The 16441-nt window shown below is 69.6% G+C and carries 18 protein-coding genes; 10 read left to right on the top strand and 8 right to left on the bottom strand.

Annotation, left to right across the window (positions count from 1 at the left end; translation table 11 throughout):
* The first annotated feature begins 458 nt into the window (after positions 1 to 458).
* Positions 459 to 1913, top strand: coding sequence for an amidohydrolase (locus tag ACWEOE_RS13540; RefSeq protein ID WP_452007969.1), 1455 nt, complete (start codon positions 459 to 461; stop codon positions 1911 to 1913).
* Here the strand turns inward: ACWEOE_RS13540 and ACWEOE_RS13535 are convergent, their stop codons facing one another.
* A complete protein-coding gene (locus ACWEOE_RS13535; RefSeq protein ID WP_452007966.1) occupies positions 1914 to 2672 on the bottom strand; it encodes an SDR family oxidoreductase in 759 nt (252 codons plus the stop codon). It abuts the gene before it with no gap.
* 201 nt (positions 2673 to 2873) lie between these two features.
* Here ACWEOE_RS13535 and ACWEOE_RS13530 point away from each other — a divergent pair, with 201 nt between their 5' ends.
* Positions 2874 to 3710 (top strand): helix-turn-helix transcriptional regulator, encoded by an 837-nt coding sequence (locus tag ACWEOE_RS13530; RefSeq protein ID WP_452007963.1) that lies wholly within the window; start codon positions 2874 to 2876, stop codon positions 3708 to 3710.
* Here the strand turns inward: ACWEOE_RS13530 and ACWEOE_RS13525 are convergent.
* On the bottom strand, positions 3638 to 4213 hold the full coding sequence (locus tag ACWEOE_RS13525) for a hypothetical protein (protein WP_452007961.1): 576 nt from the start codon (positions 4211 to 4213) through the stop codon (positions 3638 to 3640). The genes ACWEOE_RS13530 and ACWEOE_RS13525 overlap by 73 nt on opposite strands.
* Before the next feature lie 66 nt (positions 4214 to 4279).
* Positions 4280 to 4534: a hypothetical protein gene (locus ACWEOE_RS13520; protein ID WP_452007959.1), complete on the bottom strand. Its 255-nt coding sequence runs from the start codon at positions 4532 to 4534 to the stop codon at positions 4280 to 4282.
* A 102-nt stretch (positions 4535 to 4636) separates the two neighbouring features.
* Here ACWEOE_RS13520 and ACWEOE_RS13515 point away from each other — a divergent pair, with 102 nt between their 5' ends.
* The 3 genes from ACWEOE_RS13515 (at position 4637) to ACWEOE_RS13505 (ending at position 6811) form a co-directional block, all read left to right on the top strand.
* The gene (locus ACWEOE_RS13515; protein WP_452007957.1) at positions 4637 to 4894 is read left to right on the top strand and encodes a helix-turn-helix domain-containing protein; all 258 of its coding nucleotides are present in this window, start codon (positions 4637 to 4639) and stop codon (positions 4892 to 4894) included.
* A 45-nt stretch (positions 4895 to 4939) separates the two neighbouring features.
* Positions 4940 to 5224, top strand: a complete 285-nt coding sequence (locus ACWEOE_RS13510) for an MmyB family transcriptional regulator (RefSeq protein ID WP_452007954.1) — start codon at positions 4940 to 4942, stop codon at positions 5222 to 5224.
* Positions 5225 to 5458: 234 nt separating this feature from the next.
* Positions 5459 to 6811: an FAD-dependent oxidoreductase gene (locus ACWEOE_RS13505; protein WP_452007952.1), complete on the top strand. Its 1353-nt coding sequence runs from the start codon at positions 5459 to 5461 to the stop codon at positions 6809 to 6811.
* A gap of 85 nt (positions 6812 to 6896) precedes the next feature.
* On the opposite strand, the gene ACWEOE_RS13500 is transcribed toward ACWEOE_RS13505, so the two are convergent.
* The 3 genes from ACWEOE_RS13500 to ACWEOE_RS13490 all read right to left on the bottom strand — a co-directional run bounded on the left by ACWEOE_RS13500 (position 6897) and on the right by ACWEOE_RS13490 (position 10220).
* Positions 6897 to 7652 (bottom strand): endonuclease/exonuclease/phosphatase family protein, encoded by a 756-nt coding sequence (locus ACWEOE_RS13500; RefSeq protein WP_452008219.1) that lies wholly within the window; start codon positions 7650 to 7652, stop codon positions 6897 to 6899.
* Positions 7653 to 7814: 162 nt separating this feature from the next.
* The gene (locus ACWEOE_RS13495) at positions 7815 to 9125 is read right to left on the bottom strand and encodes an NtaA/DmoA family FMN-dependent monooxygenase (RefSeq protein ID WP_452007950.1); all 1311 of its coding nucleotides are present in this window, start codon (positions 9123 to 9125) and stop codon (positions 7815 to 7817) included.
* Positions 9126 to 9302: 177 nt separating this feature from the next.
* Positions 9303 to 10220, bottom strand: coding sequence for an ABC transporter substrate-binding protein (locus ACWEOE_RS13490; RefSeq protein WP_452007948.1), 918 nt, complete (start codon positions 10218 to 10220; stop codon positions 9303 to 9305).
* 325 nt (positions 10221 to 10545) lie between these two features.
* Between ACWEOE_RS13490 and ACWEOE_RS13485 the strand changes: the two genes are divergently transcribed.
* Positions 10546 to 11577, top strand: a complete 1032-nt coding sequence (locus tag ACWEOE_RS13485; protein WP_452007945.1) for a hypothetical protein — start codon at positions 10546 to 10548, stop codon at positions 11575 to 11577.
* Between the two features lie 162 nt (positions 11578 to 11739).
* Positions 11740 to 14091, top strand: coding sequence for a GH92 family glycosyl hydrolase (locus ACWEOE_RS13480; protein ID WP_452007943.1), 2352 nt, complete (start codon positions 11740 to 11742; stop codon positions 14089 to 14091).
* 62 nt (positions 14092 to 14153) lie between these two features.
* Here the strand turns inward: ACWEOE_RS13480 and ACWEOE_RS13475 are convergent, their stop codons facing one another.
* Together ACWEOE_RS13475 and ACWEOE_RS13470 are read right to left on the bottom strand one after the other, a co-directional pair.
* A complete protein-coding gene (locus ACWEOE_RS13475; protein ID WP_452007941.1) occupies positions 14154 to 14330 on the bottom strand; it encodes a DUF397 domain-containing protein in 177 nt (58 codons plus the stop codon).
* A 14-nt stretch (positions 14331 to 14344) separates the two neighbouring features.
* Positions 14345 to 15178 (bottom strand): helix-turn-helix domain-containing protein, encoded by an 834-nt coding sequence (locus tag ACWEOE_RS13470; RefSeq protein WP_452007938.1) that lies wholly within the window; start codon positions 15176 to 15178, stop codon positions 14345 to 14347.
* A 105-nt stretch (positions 15179 to 15283) separates the two neighbouring features.
* Here ACWEOE_RS13470 and ACWEOE_RS13465 point away from each other — a divergent pair, with 105 nt between their 5' ends.
* From ACWEOE_RS13465 to ACWEOE_RS13455, 3 genes are read left to right on the top strand one after another with little or no spacing between them, the layout of a single operon-like run.
* Complete coding sequence (locus ACWEOE_RS13465) at positions 15284 to 15478, top strand: zinc finger protein (RefSeq protein WP_452007935.1); 195 nt, start codon at positions 15284 to 15286, stop codon at positions 15476 to 15478.
* Positions 15475 to 15888 (top strand): hypothetical protein, encoded by a 414-nt coding sequence (locus tag ACWEOE_RS13460; protein WP_452007933.1) that lies wholly within the window; start codon positions 15475 to 15477, stop codon positions 15886 to 15888. Before ACWEOE_RS13465 ends, ACWEOE_RS13460 begins: the two co-directional genes overlap by 4 nt.
* A 27-nt stretch (positions 15889 to 15915) precedes the next feature.
* Positions 15916 to 16431, top strand: a complete 516-nt coding sequence (locus tag ACWEOE_RS13455; RefSeq protein WP_452007930.1) for a DUF2127 domain-containing protein — start codon at positions 15916 to 15918, stop codon at positions 16429 to 16431.
* The last annotated feature ends 10 nt before the right edge of the window (positions 16432 to 16441 follow it).

Here is a 16441-nt window from a genome sequence, read left to right as displayed (position 1 = left end):
CCCACACTTCGACGTGGGACGAACGGCCTAACCCCCGACACCGCAACCCCCGCTCGCGACATCCGTCGACAACGCAACCACCACTGGGGGTCCGCAACCACCACTGGGGGAACGCAACCACCACTGGGGGTCCGGGGGCGAAGCCCTCCGGGCGGGGCCCGGGGGTTGCACCCCCGGAAACACGACGAGCGACCCCGGCCCGCTCTCTCCGGGCACACTCCACCCAAGTCGCTCGTGGCAGCCGAGGGAGTCGAACCCTGCGCGGCTTGTGAAGGCGGCGCCCCTGACCGGCCCTGACCCTTCGGCGGGCGACGGCTGCCATTGATGTCAACACCAGTGGAGTACCCGGGCATTCCCGTGATCGCACATTCGTCACCCGTTCGGGCAGTGACGGGATCGCCGTGATCTCGGCCGTCCGGTGATTCCCTTCCCCCGCACCGGCCTGGCAGGCTGGGCGGATGGACGATCTCCTCCTCCGCCGGGTGCGGGTCGGGCTGGGCGGCGGGCTCGCCGATGTGCGCGTGAACGACGGTCGCGTGGCCGCCATCGAGGAGCCGGGCGCCGGGTCGGGCTTCGCGGCGCGCGTGCTCGACGGGCACGGCGGCACCCTGCTGCCGGGTCTCGTCGACGCCCACGTGCACGCCCTGCAGTGGGCCACCTTCCGGCGGCGCATCCAGCTGGAGGCCGCGCGGTCGGCGGCCGAGGCGGTGGAGCTGCTGCTGCGCAAGCTGCTGGAGACCGCGGACCGGCAGGGTGACCTCGTGGTCGGCGCCGGCTTCCGCGACGGACTGTGGCCCGACAAGCCGCACAAGGACCTGCTGCAGCGCGCGCTGCCGGGCCGCGCGGTCGCGTTGTTCAGCGCCGACCTGCACACGCTGTGGCTCAGTCCCGCGGCGCTCAAGCTGATCGGCCGCGAGCACCCCACGGGGGTGCTGCTGGAAAACGACTGCATGACCGCCACGGCCGCGCTGCCGTCGGCACCGCTCGACGTGCAGGACCGCTGGGTCGCCGACGCGTTGTCGGCCGCGGCTTCCCGTGGTGTCACGGGCATCGTGGATTACGAGTACGCCGACACGGTGGCGGACTGGACTCGCCGTGCCGCCGAGGTTTCCCCCGCCACCAGGGTTTCCTGCGTGATTTCCCGGCCCCTGCTGGACGAGACGATAGCCCGCGGCCACCGCACCGGAGACGTCCTCGCCGACGGGCTGCTGAGCGTGGGGCCGTTCAAGCTGTTCGTCGACGGTTCGCTCAACACCCGCACCGCGTACTGCCACCACCCCTATCCCGAGTCGGATTCCCCGGGCCTGCTGGAACTTCCGCCCGCGGAGCTGGAGGCGTTGATGCGGCGCGCGTGGGAAAACGGCCTCGTGCCCGCCGTCCACGCCATCGGCGACAAGGCCAACACCATCGCGCTCGATGCGTTCTCCAGGGTGGGCTGCCCGGGCCGCATCGAGCACGCGCAGCTGCTCTCGCCCGACGACATCCCGCGGTTCGCCGGGCTGGGCCTGGTGGCGAGTGTGCAGCCCGCCCACCAGCCCGACGACCGCGACGTCGCCGACCGCCACTGGTACGGCCGCACGGACCGCGCCTACGCCTACCGCGCGCTGCTCGATTCGGGTGCCCGCTTGGAAATCGGCTCCGACGCGCCGGTCGCGCCGCTGGATCCGTGGGACGGCATCGCCGCCGCCGTCGGCCGCACCGACGACGACCGGCCCGCCTGGCACCCGGAGCAGGCGATCCCTCTCGCCGACGCTCTGGCCGCGGCGAGTGGCGGCCGCCGGGGCGTGGTCGTGGGTGATGTCGCGGATCTGATGATCACCGCCGCGGACCCGTCGCACCTGTCCCCGGCGCAGCTGCGCGACATGCCCTTGACGGCGACGATCCTCGACGGGAAGCCGTCGCACCTGGCCTGATCAGCTGATGTGCACGGGCGTCTCGTTGATCACCTTCACGACCTGGTCGTAGTTGCCGTTGGCTTCGCAGTAGCGGAGGAACTTCACGGCCTCGACCTGAATTTCCGTTGCGTCCGGCCGGGTTTCGAGCAGGTGCAGGACCTCCGTGACGAACTCGTTTACCGGTTGGGCGTAGCCCAGATCGAGGCCCGACCCGGCCGTCCGGATGGCCGGCGGCTGCAGTTCCAGGACCCGCACCGGCGTGTCCTCGAGCTGCAGCCGCAGCGATTCCGTGAGCAGGTGGATGGCGGCTTTCGACGCGTTGTAGCTCGGGGTCGCCTTCAACGGCACGAAACCGAGGCCGGACGACACGGTCATGATCGTGGCGTCGGTCCGCGTCTGCAGGTGCTCCACGAACGCCGCGATGAGGCGGACGGTGCCCAGCACATTGGTCTTCAGCACCGCTTCCGCCGACGCCAGGAACGACTCGGCCCGGTGCCAGTCCTCCGCGCGGATGATGCCGGGCATGGTGATCAGGACGTCGAGCTCCGGGTGGTTCGTCAGCACCGTCTCGGCGGCCCGGCGGACGCTCACCGGCTTCGTGATGTCTATTTGCACGGTCTCGAGTTCCGGGTTCTGCTTGGCCAGCGAGCGCAAGGGGGCGGCGCGCCGCCCGCCGATGATCACGGTGTTGCCGCGTGCCCGGAGCGCGAGCGCCAGGGCGAGCCCGATGCCGCTGGTGCCGCCCGGGATGAAAACGGTGTGCCCCTCGATGTTCATCTGCACAACGGTGCTGATCTTGCGGTCGTCGTGGCAGGGGAGCGTTTGCCCACGGATCCGTGATCCCAGGATCACCCGCGGCCCGGCCGCGCGCGAAATCCCGCGCCGAGCGGTTCTCGCCGAGGTCAGGGAGGCACAGATCGTGCACACTGGGATCTCGTAACCTTGGATCGCACTCCGTGTTCGCCCGATACTGAATGCGTGAACAGAACTGCACTGGCGGAGTTCCTCCGCCTTCGCCGGGCGAAGTTGCGCCCAGAAGACGTCGGCCTTGCTTCGGGACCACGGCGGCGTGCACCGGGGTTGCGGCGCGAGGAAGTGGCGACCCTGGCCGGGATGTCGGCCGACTACTACGCGCGGCTGGAGCAGCAGCGCGGCCCGCAGCCGAGTGAGCAGGTGCTGGGAGCTCTGTCCGGGGTGCTGCGCCTTTCCGAGGGGGAGCGGGAGTACCTTTTCAACATCGCCGGGCGCACCGCGCCGGCGTGCGCTCCGACCGTCGCCGAGCAGCCCGGCCCGGCATTGCTGCGGGCGCTCGACCTCCTCGGAGCCGTGCCCGCCGCCATCCTCTCGGACGTCGGCGACGATCTCGGGAAGAACGATCTCGCCCGCGCCCTCTACGGCGACACCTCGCACCACACCGGCCTGGCCCGCAGCGAGATCTACCGGTGGTTCACCGACCCGGCGCGGCAGCTGCTGTGCCCCGAGCAGGAGCGCGAGAACCAGAGCCGGTGCCGCGTCGCGAGGCTGCGGGCGGCCTACGGGTCTGCGGGCCCGCGCTCGCGCGCCGGGGAACTCGTGCGGGCGTTGCGTGAGGGCAGCACGGAGTTCGCCCGCCTGTGGGACCTGCACGAAGTCGCGCGCCAGTCGGAGGGCCGGGTGACCGTGCTGCACCCTCGGCTCGGCGAGATCGAGCTCGAACGCCACGTGCTCTTCGCCGACGACAAGAACCAGGTGCTGCTGGTGTTCTACCCGGCGCCCGGTAGCGACGCGGAGCGGAAGATCCGGCTGCTGGACGAGCGGCCGCGCTCGGCGAGCTGATCGCGGCGGCTCGCCTGCTCCCCGCTGAGGTCGAGGTTGTTGACGGCCGCCACGACCGGGTCGTAGTCGCCGCGGGCTTCGCCGTAGCGGAGGAACTTCACGCGCTCGACCTGGATCTCGCGGGCGTCCGGCAGGTGCCGGCGAACCACCCCGATCTCAACGTGCTGGTCACCATGTCCGGCATCATGCGACTGGAGGACTGGCACCGGTCCGAGACCTTCCTCGACACTGCCGAAGCCACCATCACCGCCACCGTGCTCGGCCCGATCCGGCTCATCGCCGCGTTCGTCGAGCACCTGCGGACGCGCCGCAACGCGACGATCATGATCGTCTCGTCGGGACTGGCGTTCACCCCGCTCAGGATCACGCCGAGCTACACGGGTTTCCAGGAGGGTCATGACCTTTGCGATGAACTCGTCCAGGGGCTGGGCGTCGCTGTTTTCGGCCTGGCCGGGGATCAGGTCGGTCCGCACCGACGGCGGCTCGAGCTCGACGACCCTCACCGACGTGTCCGCGAGCTGCCGCCGCAGCGATTCGCTGCGCATGGGGATGGCGCCTTGGAGGCGTTGCTAGGCGGTGGCGGTGATGCTCGCGGGGTCGGCGGTGTCGATCTGCCCGGTGTCGATCTGCCCGGTGTCGATCTGCCCGGTGTCGATCTGCCCGGTGTCGAGGCTGGGGTGCTGCGCCACGATCTCGCGCAGCCGCCCGGTGCGGCGGCCGCCGATGATCACGGTGTTGCCGCGAGCCCGCAGTTCGAGCGCCGGCGCAAGCCCGATGCCGCTGGTCGAGCCGGGGATGAAGATGGTGTTTGCGCTGATGTCCACGTCGTCGACCTTCGCGGCCCGCGTAGCGGTGGGGCAGAGACCGCTCATCGGGGGATCGCCGCTGCCTGGTTGGGCGCCTGCGCGCCGCGGATACCGGGTGCCATGGATCGATCGACTTCGGCGGAGTTCCTGCGTCGCCGCCGGGAGGAGCTGCAACCCGAGGACGTCGGCCTGCCCTCGGGCGCGCGCCGCCGGGCGCCGGGCCTGCGGCGCGAGGAGGTCGCCGCGCTCGCCGCGATGTCGGTCGACTCCTACACCCGCCTGGAACAGCAGCGCGGTCCGCAGCCGAGTGAGCAGATGCTCGCCGCCCTGGCTCGCGCGCTGTGCCTCGACTCCAGCGAGCGCGACTACCTGTTCTAGATCTCCGGCCGCAACGCGCCTTCGGCCGCCACCGTCGCGACCCACGTGGCGCCGGCGCTGCTGCGGGTCCTCGACCGCCTCGACGACAAACCCGCGCTGATCCTGTCGGACCTCGGCGAGATCCTGGTGCAGAACCGTTTCGCCGAAGCGCTCTTCGGCGACCACTCGCACCGCACGGGCCTGGCGCGCAGCACCATCCACCGCTGGTTCACCGATCCCGACGAGTGGCTCGTCCACCCCGCCGAGGATCGCGACCGCCAAAGCCGTTCACAGGTCGCGGGTCTGCGCGCCGCGTACGGGCTCGACGGGACCGCAGTCGCGCGCCGGTGAGCTGGTGCGGGCGTTGCAGCAGGAGTGCTGGGCACCGAGCGGTTCACAGCGTCGGCTCGATGAGCGCCCTTGAGGGCTGCCGCGCAGTCCGGAGCCCTTCGGTCACTTGATCTTGCCCGAACGGCTCGGGGATGACCGGTCCGCGCCGCGAAGGATTCCGTGCCGCCCGACCGGGCTGCTTGGATCGCCCGGCGCCGCGTCCGTGGTGCCCGACGTCGGGGAGGAAGACCGAGCATGTCGCCCGCTGAGGTTTTCGCGCGGCTGAGTGATACCCGCACGCCCACGGCCGGGCCGGTGGTGATGCGGACCGCCGTGGTGCTGGGCGGGAGCGTCGCCGGGTTGCTCGCGGCACGGGTGCTGGCCGACCACGCCGACGAGGTCGTGGTGCTGGAGCGCGACGAACCGGGCCTCGGCTCGCGCCCCGGCGCACCCCAGGGATCGCAGACGCACGTGCTGCTGCCGGCCGGGTTGCAGCAGCTCGAACGGTGGTTCCCCGGCTTCACCGACAAGGCCGTGGCGGCGGGTGCGCGGCTTGCGCCGGCCCGGTCGCGCCACACGTATGCCGATGGCGTGCGCAAGGTCGTCGGCTCGGACACCGACATGCTCACCAGCAGCCGGCCGTTCCTGGAGGCGCGGATCCGGGAGCACACGCTGGCGTTGCCGAACGTGCGGGCGCTCGTGGCTCGCGTGACCGGGCTGGAGTTCTCGGACTCCGCGGTCACGGCCGTCCGCTACGAGGGTGGCCGGCTGGAGGCCGAGTTCTTCGTCGACGCCATGGGCCGTGCCAGCCGTCTCGGCGACTGGCTGGCCGACGCCGGCTGGGAACAGCCGCCGATGACGCGGATGAAGATCGACCTCAACTACGCCACCGCGGTGCTGCGTCGCGAAGGTGAGCAGCCTGCCGCGCGCCTGGGCCTGGCGACGTACTCGCCGGGCGCACCGTCGGGCATCGCGGCCGCCGTCACGTGCGAGATCGAGGACGACCGGTGGATCGCCACGCTGTCGGGATACCTCGACGAGCGCCCCGGCAGCACGCCGGAGGACTTCGTCGAGCTGTGCCGCACGGCGCTGCCGGACGAGTTCGGTGCCGTCGCCGGCAACGAGCTGCTCGGCGGCATCACCACCTACCGCCACGCCGACAGCCGCCGCCGCGACTTCCACGGGCTCAAGCGCTTCCCCGCGCGCCTGGTGGCCACCGGGGACGCCGTGGCGTCGTTCAACCCCATCTACGGCCAGGGCATGACCTGCGCCGCGTTCCACGCGTCGTGTCTCTCGGAGTACCTGCGCTCCGCCCCCGATCTTTCCGTGCGGGCAAGCGAATTCTTCGCCCTGCAACGCGTGGTCGTCGACGCCGCCTGGGACCTCTCGACCGGCGCCGACCTGGAACTGCCGCACGTCGACGGCCCCTACCCCCGCGGCTACCGCCTGCAGAAGTGGGCGATCGGCCAGATCGTCGCCGCGTCGGTGCACGACCCGGAGATCGCGCGCCGGTTCGACGAGGTCACGTACTTCCTCGCCCATCCGGCGACGCTGGCGAAGCCGGGCACGTTGGTGAAGGCGATCCTGGCCAACCGCCGGAAAAGCTGATCGCCGGTCCGGGCGCCGCGATTTCCGGCGCCCGGACCGGCTTCGGTCGGTGTTTCAGGTCAGTGCTCGGGGTCGATGCTTCGGTTCAGTGCTTCAGTTCGGCGCGGACCAGGAGGGCGTCGTGGTCGGTGTAGGTGGTCGGGAGGACCTGCGCGCGGGCGGCGGCGAGGGTGCCGTAGGAGTGCTGGATGCCCGGGTCCTTCGCGGCGGCCGCGTCGGTCAGCGTCCAGAAGCCCTGGGGCGCGCACGAAGCGTGCCGGTTCACGTCGCCGGCGAAGAGGGTCGGCCGGTGGCGGGCGGCGAGCACGGCGCTCAGCTCGGTGCACTGCACGTTGTTGGTCGAGCCGGCGGCCTCGCCGTCGGTCGAGAGGTGGCTGGTGCAGACGTCCACGCCGCGCGCGGTCGTCACACAGAGCCAGCGCCGCTGCTCCACGCCGCTGAACACGGAGTACGGCGCGTCCTGCGAGGCGCGGATCGCGTCCTTGGTCAGCACGGCGTTGCCGAAGAAGCCGCGGCCTTCCGGGTTCTTGCAGGCGAGCGGGGCGCCGTTGTAGATCACCGTGGCGAAGCGGTAGTGGTAACGGGTGCGCGCGGCGATCTGCGCGACGTCGCCGCTGCAGGCCTCGTTGAGGGTGACCACGTTGACGTCGTTGGCCTTGATCTTGGCGACGACCTCGTCGTCGATCTTCGGGTACTCGGTGCCGGCGTAGCAGCCGGCGTAGCCGCTGGAGCACACGTTCATCTGCAACAGCGAGTACGGCGATCGCCCGTGCCCGGCCTCGGCGGCATCGGCGGTGCCGAGGGGGGACAGGAGCCCGAAGGCCAGCAGGCAGAACAGCACTGTACGCAAACGCGCCGCGAATCTTGAGGTCACGCGCCGATTCTGGCGCCCGCGGCGCGCCACCCGAAGAGCTCTCGGCAAGAGTTCACCGGGTGGACGCTCGGAAGGCGACTTTTCGGCGTTTTGTGTTGCGCCACCGCGATTTCCGGCGGACTACATGGTCTACCGGCCCGACGGCCGTGGCAGGTCGAGGTTCTCGCGCAGCGTCGATCCGGTGTACTCCGTGCGGAAGCGCCCCTTCGCCTGCAACAGCGGCACCACGTGGTCGACGAACGTGGCCAGCTCGTAGGGCAACGTGGAGCCCATGATCGTGAAGCCGTCGACCGCGCCCGCGTTCTGCCAGGTGAGGATGTGGTCGGCCAGCTGCTCCGGGGTACCGACGAAGTGGTACTGCCCCGCCCCGCTTTTCATGGCCGACGTGAGCTTCCGCAACGTCGCTCCCGGCTCCTTGCGCGCCGCCTCCACGAGCTGCGCGGCCCGGCTCGACGCGGCCGGGGCGTCGAGCAGCTCCATCGGCAGCGGCGCGTCCGGGTCGTAGGCGTCCGGGTCGAGCCCGGCGGTGTAGAGCACGTTCTGCCAGCGGAATTCTTCGCTCGACAGCTCCTCCAGCCGGTGCGCCTTCGCCTGGGCCGCCGCCTCGGTGTCCGCGAGCGTGATCATCAGCGCCGGCAGCACCAGCACCTCCTCGGCCTTGCGCCCCGCCGCCGCGGCCTGCGCGTGCAGATCCGTGCGGAACTTCACCGCCGCCTCCAGCGACGGCGGCCCCGAGAACACGAGCTCCGCGAACCGCGCCGCCAACCCGATCCCCGCCGACGACTGCCCCGCCTGCACCAGCACCGGCCACCCCTGCGGCGACCGCGGGAACGGCAGAATGCCCTCGACGTCGTAGAACTCCCCGTGGAACCGCGGCGCGTGCAGCTTCGCCCGGTCGGCCCACACCCCGTCCGGCCGATCCCCGACGAGCGCGCTGTCCTCCCAGCTGTCCCACGCCCGCGTGACCACGTCGACGAACTCGTGCGCCCGCGCGTACCGGTCGGCGTGATCGGGGTGCGCGGCCTCGCCGAAGTTGGCCGCCGCCAGCGAGGTGACGGTGGTGACGATGTTCCACCCCGCCCGGCCACCGCTGAGGTGATCCAGCGTCGCGAACCGCCGCGCCAGCTCCCACGGCTTGTTGTACGTGGTGGACCCGGTGCCGATCAGCCCGATGTGACTGGTCACCGCCGCCAGCGCCGAGAGCACCGAGATCGGATCGAACTGCGTCTGCGGCAGGTGCGCCACGCGGTACTCGGGAATGGCGATGTTGTCGGCGAGGAAGATCGTGTCCAGCAGCCCCCGCTCGGCGGTCCGGGCGATGTCGGCGTAGTAGGGCAGGCCGAGGACCCCGCGGACGTCGTCGTCGACCACGCGCCACGCTGATTCGTGGTAGCCGTTGGGCCAGATGAAGGCGTTGAAGTGCAGGGGGCGCGCGCTCATGGGCTGGACTCCTCAAGCAGGGTTGTCACGGTGGTGTGGTCCTCGGGGCGGAGGGGAATGGCGGGCCGGGGGCGAATGGCGGGCCGGGGGGAATGGCGGGCCGGCACCTCGGAGCTCCCGCCACCCCGTGGCAAGCCCTGCCGCAGGGCGGAGCGAGCGACCCCGACCCGCCAGACCTCAGGCCAGCCCCACCTTCGACAGCCACTCCTTCGCCACCTCAGCCGCCGGCTCGCCGTCCGCGTCGACCTGGCTGTTCAGGCCCCGCAGCTCGTCCGTGGTCAGCTTCGCCGAGACGGCGTTCACCGCCGCCGCGAAGTCCGGGCCGCGTTCGTCCAGCACTTTCTGGCTCACGGCGGGCACGACGTTCTCCGTCGGCTCGATGCCGAGGTCGTCCTTCAGGACCACGTACTTCGGGTCGCCGGCGACCGGGCTGACCGAGTCGACCGGGATCACCGTGGCGCCGCCCGAGTCGAGCTCCTGCACGCGCGGGCCGATTTCCTGCACGGTCTTGAACGTGGCGTTCGTGAGCTTGTACACGTCCTGGAAGCCCTTGAAGCACGGCAGCCGCGTCTCGCACTCCGGGCCGCCCGCCATGACTACTTTGTCCACCTTGCGCAGATCGCCGATCGTGGCCAGGCCCTTGGACTTCGCCAGGTCCGCCTTCACGATGTAGACGTCCTTGTCCTCGGCCGGCGCGTAGTTCAGCAGGCCGATGCCCTCGGGCTTGAACAGCGCGGCGAGCTGGCTGTGCTCCCCGGCGGCGTCCTTCACCGCGTCCTTGCCGAAGCCCGTCGCGATGGCCGCGCCCTGGTACTCCGGCACGAACTGCAGCTCGCCCTTCTTCAGCGACGGGTAGATCAGCTCGCGCGAACCCAAGTTCAGCTTCCGCGTGACCGGGTAGCCCTTCGCCTCCAGCGCGCCCGCGTAGATCTCCGCGAGGATCTGGCTGTCCGTGAAGTTGAACGACGCGACGACGATCGGCGCCCCGCCCTTGCTCTGCGCGGCCGGCTGGTCACTGCCACCACCGCACGCCGTGAGGCCGAGCCCTGCCGCGGCCAGCAGCGCCGCCGCTCGGATGGTCCGGGTCCAGCGCACGTGCCCACACTCCTAGAGTCGAGAACGGTCTCGTTGACCGATCACTGGGACCCTATAGACGGGTACCGACAGAAACCACATCGTGGGAATCACACGCCCCCGAAGTCCCCTGTGGACAGGGGATATTCCCGCCGAACGGCCACGAATCCCGGGCCGAACGCATACAGATCGGGCGGCGCGGCGCCGTTCGACCGGCGAGAATCGACCAGAGGCAGGTGCCGTGATCACTCGCTCGGTCTCGCGGACCTTGACGAGCACCGGCGGCCCAGTCCGGGGGCCCGAGTTTCCCTGGTCGGCACGCCCGTACCCGGGCTAAGTTGATCGCGTGACGAGTTACGCGATCGTGGGATCGGGCTGGCGCGCGGAGTACTTCTGGCGGCTCGCGGGGGACCTCGACTGCCTCGGCGTGGTCTCCCGCGCCCCCAAGGACCTGCCGGTCCCCGTGTTCACCTCGCTGGACGAGTGCCTGAAGCTCAAACCCGACTTCGTCGTCACGGCCGTGCCCTGGCAGGTCACCCCGGGCCTGATCCGCGAGCTCGTCGAGCGTGGGACGAGGGTCCTCGCCGAAACGCCACCCGCACCGGACCTCGAAGGCCTGCGCAGCCTCTGGCACGACGTCGGCGAAAGTGGTCTGGTGCAGGTCGCCGAGCAGTACAGCCGCATGCCCGCCCACGCCGCCCGCCTCGCGCTGGCCCGCTCGGGCGTGCTCGGCGACATCACGCGCGTGGACGTGTCCTCCACCCACCAGTACCACGCCGTCTCGTCTATGCGGACCTTCCTCGGCGCCGCCCGCGGCCCCGTCGAAGTGCGCGCCATGAGAACCACCGCGCTCCTGGCCGATCCGCTCTCCCGCGCCGGCTGGGCGGAGAACACGGAGACCAAACCCGCCGTCACCACGCACGCCACTGTGGTCTTCGCCGAGGGCGTCGGCGTCTACGACTTCACCGACAACCAGTGGCACAACCAGCTCTTGCACCGCCGTCTGCTCGTGCGCGGCACGCGCGGCGAGCTCGCGGACTCCGGTGTGCTGCGGCTGACCGCGGAGAAGACCATCGTCAACACCCCGATCGTCCGCCGCCAGACCGGCTACGACCTCGACCTCGACGGCTTCGACACCGATCACCTCACGTTCGGCGACCAGGTCCTCTACCGCAACCCGTACCCGGGCCGCCGCTGGAACGACGAGGAGATCGCCATCGCCACCCTCCTCGAAGACACCGCCGCCTGGGCCCGCGAAGACGGCCCACCGCCGTACCCGCTTGCCGACGGGATCGAGGACCACCGCATCGCCCTCGCCATCGAAGAGGCGGCGGACCGCGACGCGACCGTGCGAACGGCGAAGGAAGCCTGGCACTGAAACCGGCCTGAACCCGCGGCCAGTGGTTCACACCACCGGAACCGATTCAGCGCCCTGGTGAACGCCCCACTGGTACGCCCGGTGGATTGACGGAACCCCACCAAAGCGGCAAAGATCGTAGACACCCCGATCTGACAACGTTGTCACCCCGAAAGGAACGCGATGAGAGCGCGGAAACGCGTGTTCGCCGCCTTGGTGCTCGCCGTGGCGGTGGCCGCCACCGGAGCCACCTCGGCGCAGGCCCAGCGCGGCCCGAAGTTCGCCGACGACCCCACTCGGCTCGTCGACACCAGCATCGGCAACAACGGCGACGGGACCACGTTCCCGGGCGCCTCCACGCCGTTCGGCATGGTGCAGCTGAGCCCCGACACCCAGCTCAACCAGTACGCCTCCTACGACTACAAGCAGGACACCATCCTCGGCTTCAGCCACACACACCTCTCGGGCGTGGGCTGTCAGACGATGGGCAACTTCCGCTTCATGCCCACCACCGGCGCGGTCACCTCGTCGGACCCGAGTCAGTACGGCGCGAAGTTCAGCCACGCCAACGAAACCCGCGCCCCCGGCTACTACGGCGTGAAGTTCGACAACGGCATCCAGGCCGAGCTCACCGCGACGCAGCGCACGGGCCAGCACCGCTACACCTACCCCGCCGGCTCGGGCCCCGAGAACGTGCTCATCGAGGTCGGTCAGAGCAACGGCTCCACCTACGCCGGCGACGTGCACGTGGTCGGCAACGACACCGTCGAAGGCTGGCTGCAGGGCGGCAACTTCTGCGGCGAGACGGGTAAAGAGCGCTACCGCGTCTTCTTCAGCGCCAAGTTCGACCGCGCGTTCAAGGCCTTCGGCACCTGGACCGACGGCACCATCACCCCGAACCAGCGCGACGCCTCCCGCGGCAACCAGCGCGCCGGCGCGTACCTGACGTTCGACCCCACCAAGAGTGACCAGGTCGGCATCTCGGTGGGCCTGTCCTACACCTCCGTCGACGGCGCGCGGCTCAACCGCAAGACCGAGCAGCCGAACTCCTTCGACAAGGCCCGTTCGCAAGCGCACAACACGTGGGAGGACGAGCTCAACCGCATGCGCGTGGCCGGTGGCACGACGGCTGACCAGCGCACCTACTACACCGCGCTCTACCACTCGCTGCTGCACCCGTCGATCGGGTCCGATGTGGACAACCGCTACCGCGGCTTCGACGACCAGGTGCACAAGGCGGATTCCCCGTACTACCAGATGTTCTCGCTCTGGGACACCTACCGCTCGCAGAACCAGCTGGTGGCCCTGCTGCACCCGGACAAGGCCGCCGACATGGCCAAGTCCATCCTGCACATCTATCAGGACGGCGGTTGGTTGCCGCGCTGGGCGCTCGGCAACAGCGAGACGAACGTGATGTCCGGCGACCCGGTGACCCCGTTCATCGTGGACCTCTACAACCGCGGCCTGCTCGACAACCGCACCGCGCACGGCCTCTTCGACGCGCTGTGGAAGAACGCCAACGAGGTTCCCGCCGACCAGTCGATCTTCCGTGGCCGCGACGGCAACCCGTCGTATGTGCAGAACGGCTGGGTCGCCTACCAGAACCTGCCCGGCTACAAGTTCGGCGACAGCCGCCAGGCCGGCTCGGCCACGCTCGAGTACGCCCTCGGCGACTGTGCGCTGTCCACCATGGCGGCGGGACTCGGCGACCAGGACAAGGCGAAGACCCTCGCGGGTCGCTGTGACAACTTCACCAAACTCTGGGACCCGACGATCACCTCCCAGGGCTTCAACGGCTTCCCCGTGCCCAAGAACGCCGACGGGAGCAACGTCGGCAACCCCGACCCCACCCAGACCAACGCCTTCCACGAGGGCACGGCCTGGCAGTACCAGTGGATGGGCCAGCAGGACCCGCAGACCCTCTTCGGGCTGATGGGCGGCGCCGGGCAGGCCGAGCAGCGGCTCGACAAGTTCTTCGACATGCCCACCGTGCTCACCGACCCGGCGAAGGCCGCGTCCGACTCGTGGGTCACCGGCGCGTACGACTACCACAACAACTTCGCCTTCAACCCCAACAACGAGCCCGACTTCGCCGCCCCGTGGATGTACACGTGGACCGGCTCGCCGTGGAAGACGTCCTCCGTGCTGCGCGCACTCCGGACGCTCTTCACCGACGACGTCTACGGCATGCCCGGCAACGACGACCTCGGCGCCACCTCGTCGCTGCTCGTCTTCGCCATGGCCGGCGTCTTCGAGGCCCAGCCGGGCTCCGCGACGTACGTCGTCACCGCGCCCATGTTCGACAAGGTCGAGATCCGGCCCGAACACGGCCGCACCATCAGCATCGATGCGCCGGGTGCCAGCGCCTCGAAGCTCCAGTACGTGTCGTCCGCGTCGACCGACAAGGGCAAACTCCGCCAGAGCTGGCTGTCCCACAAGGACCTGCTCCGCGCGGGCACGATTCACCTCAAGCTCTCGGACACCCCGACGAGCTGGGGCGTCAACGCCGGCCCGCCCCCCGTGGCGCGGGCCTGAGGTTCCGGGGTGCGGGCTCCTCGCCGGAGGCCCGCACCCCGGGCTTCACCCGTTTGGCGGCTTCAGTGCTCCGCTTGCAACATCGACAGCACCCCGTGCCACGCTTCGCGCGAGACAGTGAGTTGTCCTGCTTCGCGATTCTTTGTGTCCCGGACACCCACCCGCTGCGCGACGGCCACCTCGACACAATTGGAATTTGCCGTGCTGTAGGACGACGTCCGCCATTGGGCAGTCTGCATGTGTGGCCCTCCGCTTACCTAGCTGCCTCCGCGATCACCGCGCGGCTCGCTTCCTCGCTCAACGCCTCTCCGAACAGGAGCCTAGCAAGCTGCCGATAGAGCCCCCAATCCTTATCGGCGCTCAGGAACGAGGTCGTGCTGTGCTGCTCGAGCAGCACAACTGGGTCGCGGTGTTGATATTCGAAAATGATGAAAGAGCCGATCAAGCCGGGATGATAGTGCGGCTGCCGGGGGAGCACTCGCAGCGAAATGTTCGGGCGTTCGGACATGGCCAGCAGGTGGTCCATTTGATCGGACATCGCCCAATCCGGTGCGACCGGCTCATCGACAGCATGGATGCCGATGATCGCGGAATACTTTACCGGATCCCTTTCGGTGAGAATTTTCTGCCGGTTGAGGCGAACCTTGATACGTGCATCGGTCTGCTCCACGGTTAGGCCGGATTCTTCGAAAATTCGTCGTGCATAATCTGGAGTCTGCAGCAGTCCAGGAATGATGTTGAGAGCCCACTCGTTAATATTGCGAGCACCCCGCTCGTATTGCAGCAATGTGGTCAATTCTGGAGTCAGCTCTGCTTGCCCGGCCGCCATCCAGTTTGGGTCGCGTACATGCCTTGCCAAATCCATGATTCGGCGCTTCGAGTCGCCGATCACCCGCAAGTAGCCCAGAAGGTTGGCAACGTCCTCGGTGGAGGGCATGCGCGTCCCGGCTTCCCAGTGCGCAATGAGACTCGGGTTCAACTCGAGCGCTCTTCCCAGCTCGCGCACACCGAACTTCCTTGCTTCGCGCACTTCGCGCAGTGCCGCACCCAGCGCCACGGCGCGCGGGGTGCCAGAAGGCTTGGTCATGGCCCACATCCTACGTAACCGGATGATCACCCTGGCCGTCGCTGGCGTTTACTGAAGTTGACAGAAGGCTATGTTCAGCACGTTTGCTGAATAGGGGAGACCGCCATGTTGAGGTGGCAGCAGGCCGAGGGAAAACGGCATGCTCTCGAAGGGCCTTTCGCGCCGCGTCCGGAGGAATCGTTCGTGGCGTTGTGCGGGGTGGAAGTGCGGGTGGCGGAGCGGGACGTTCCGCAGCTCGGTGGGAATTGGTTCGATCCGACGTGTGCGGTGTGTTCGTCGGCGTGGCTGGCGCGGACGTGAACGATCTGGCACTCCTCGACCGGCTCCGGGATCTGCACGCGTCGCTCGGGTCGGATCTCGCGTTTCTCGTCCGCGCGCTGGAGGAGGACTCGCCGCGGCCCGACGCCTGGCGCGACCTGGGCGAGCGGCTGCTGGACCTGGGCGGCGCGCTCGTCGCCCGGTCGGACGAGCTGAACGCGGCCGTCCTCGCGCTGCTGCCGCCTGACGGCTGGCTGCCGGAGGCGGGCACGCGCCGGCACGTGATCGGGCTGGTGCACCAGGTGGGGCCGAGGCCGTTGCGGTGTGGGGCCGTGTTCCTGGCGTTGTGCGGTTCGGCGTGTTTCCCGTTCTACGGCCGCGACGCGACGAACCGCTCGGCCCGCCACGAACGGTGCGAATCCTGCCTGGCCCGCAGCACACCCCGAGCGTGACCGGCGGTTTTCGTGTTGGCTGGACCGATGGCTGACGCACCGCGGCGGAAAACCAGCACCGAGCGCCTGTTCCGGATCGCGATCGCGCTCAAGGGACTCGACGGCGCGCTGCAGCTGGTCGGGGCGCTGGTCCTGGCGTTCATCCCGTCGACGGTCGTCACGGGGTTCACCCACGCCGTGATCACGCGCGACCTGCTGGGCGACCCGTCGGGCACGCTCGCGCACCACCTCGAACTGGCCACGGAGCACTTCGTGAGCGGCGGGACGAAGACGTTCGCGGTGGCGTACCTGCTGGCCCACGGCGTGATCAAGCTGCTGCTGGTGTGGGCGCTCGCGCGCAAGTGGCTCCGCGCGTACCCGGTGGCGATGGTGGTGCTGGGCGCGTTCGTGGTCTACGAGGTGTACCGCGCGATCGCCACGCACTCGATCGCGCTGCCGTTCTTCGCGGCGCTCGACGCGCTGATCATCGTGCTCGTGTACCGCGAGTACCGGCAACTGAAGCGTGAACGCGCTTCCCGCTCGTCCGGCAAAGACGCGAGGTGAAGCTACGCCG

The sequence above is a fragment of the Amycolatopsis sp. NPDC004368 genome, from assembly GCF_053602515.1.
This window is presented reverse-complemented; position numbering and strand designations above follow the sequence as displayed.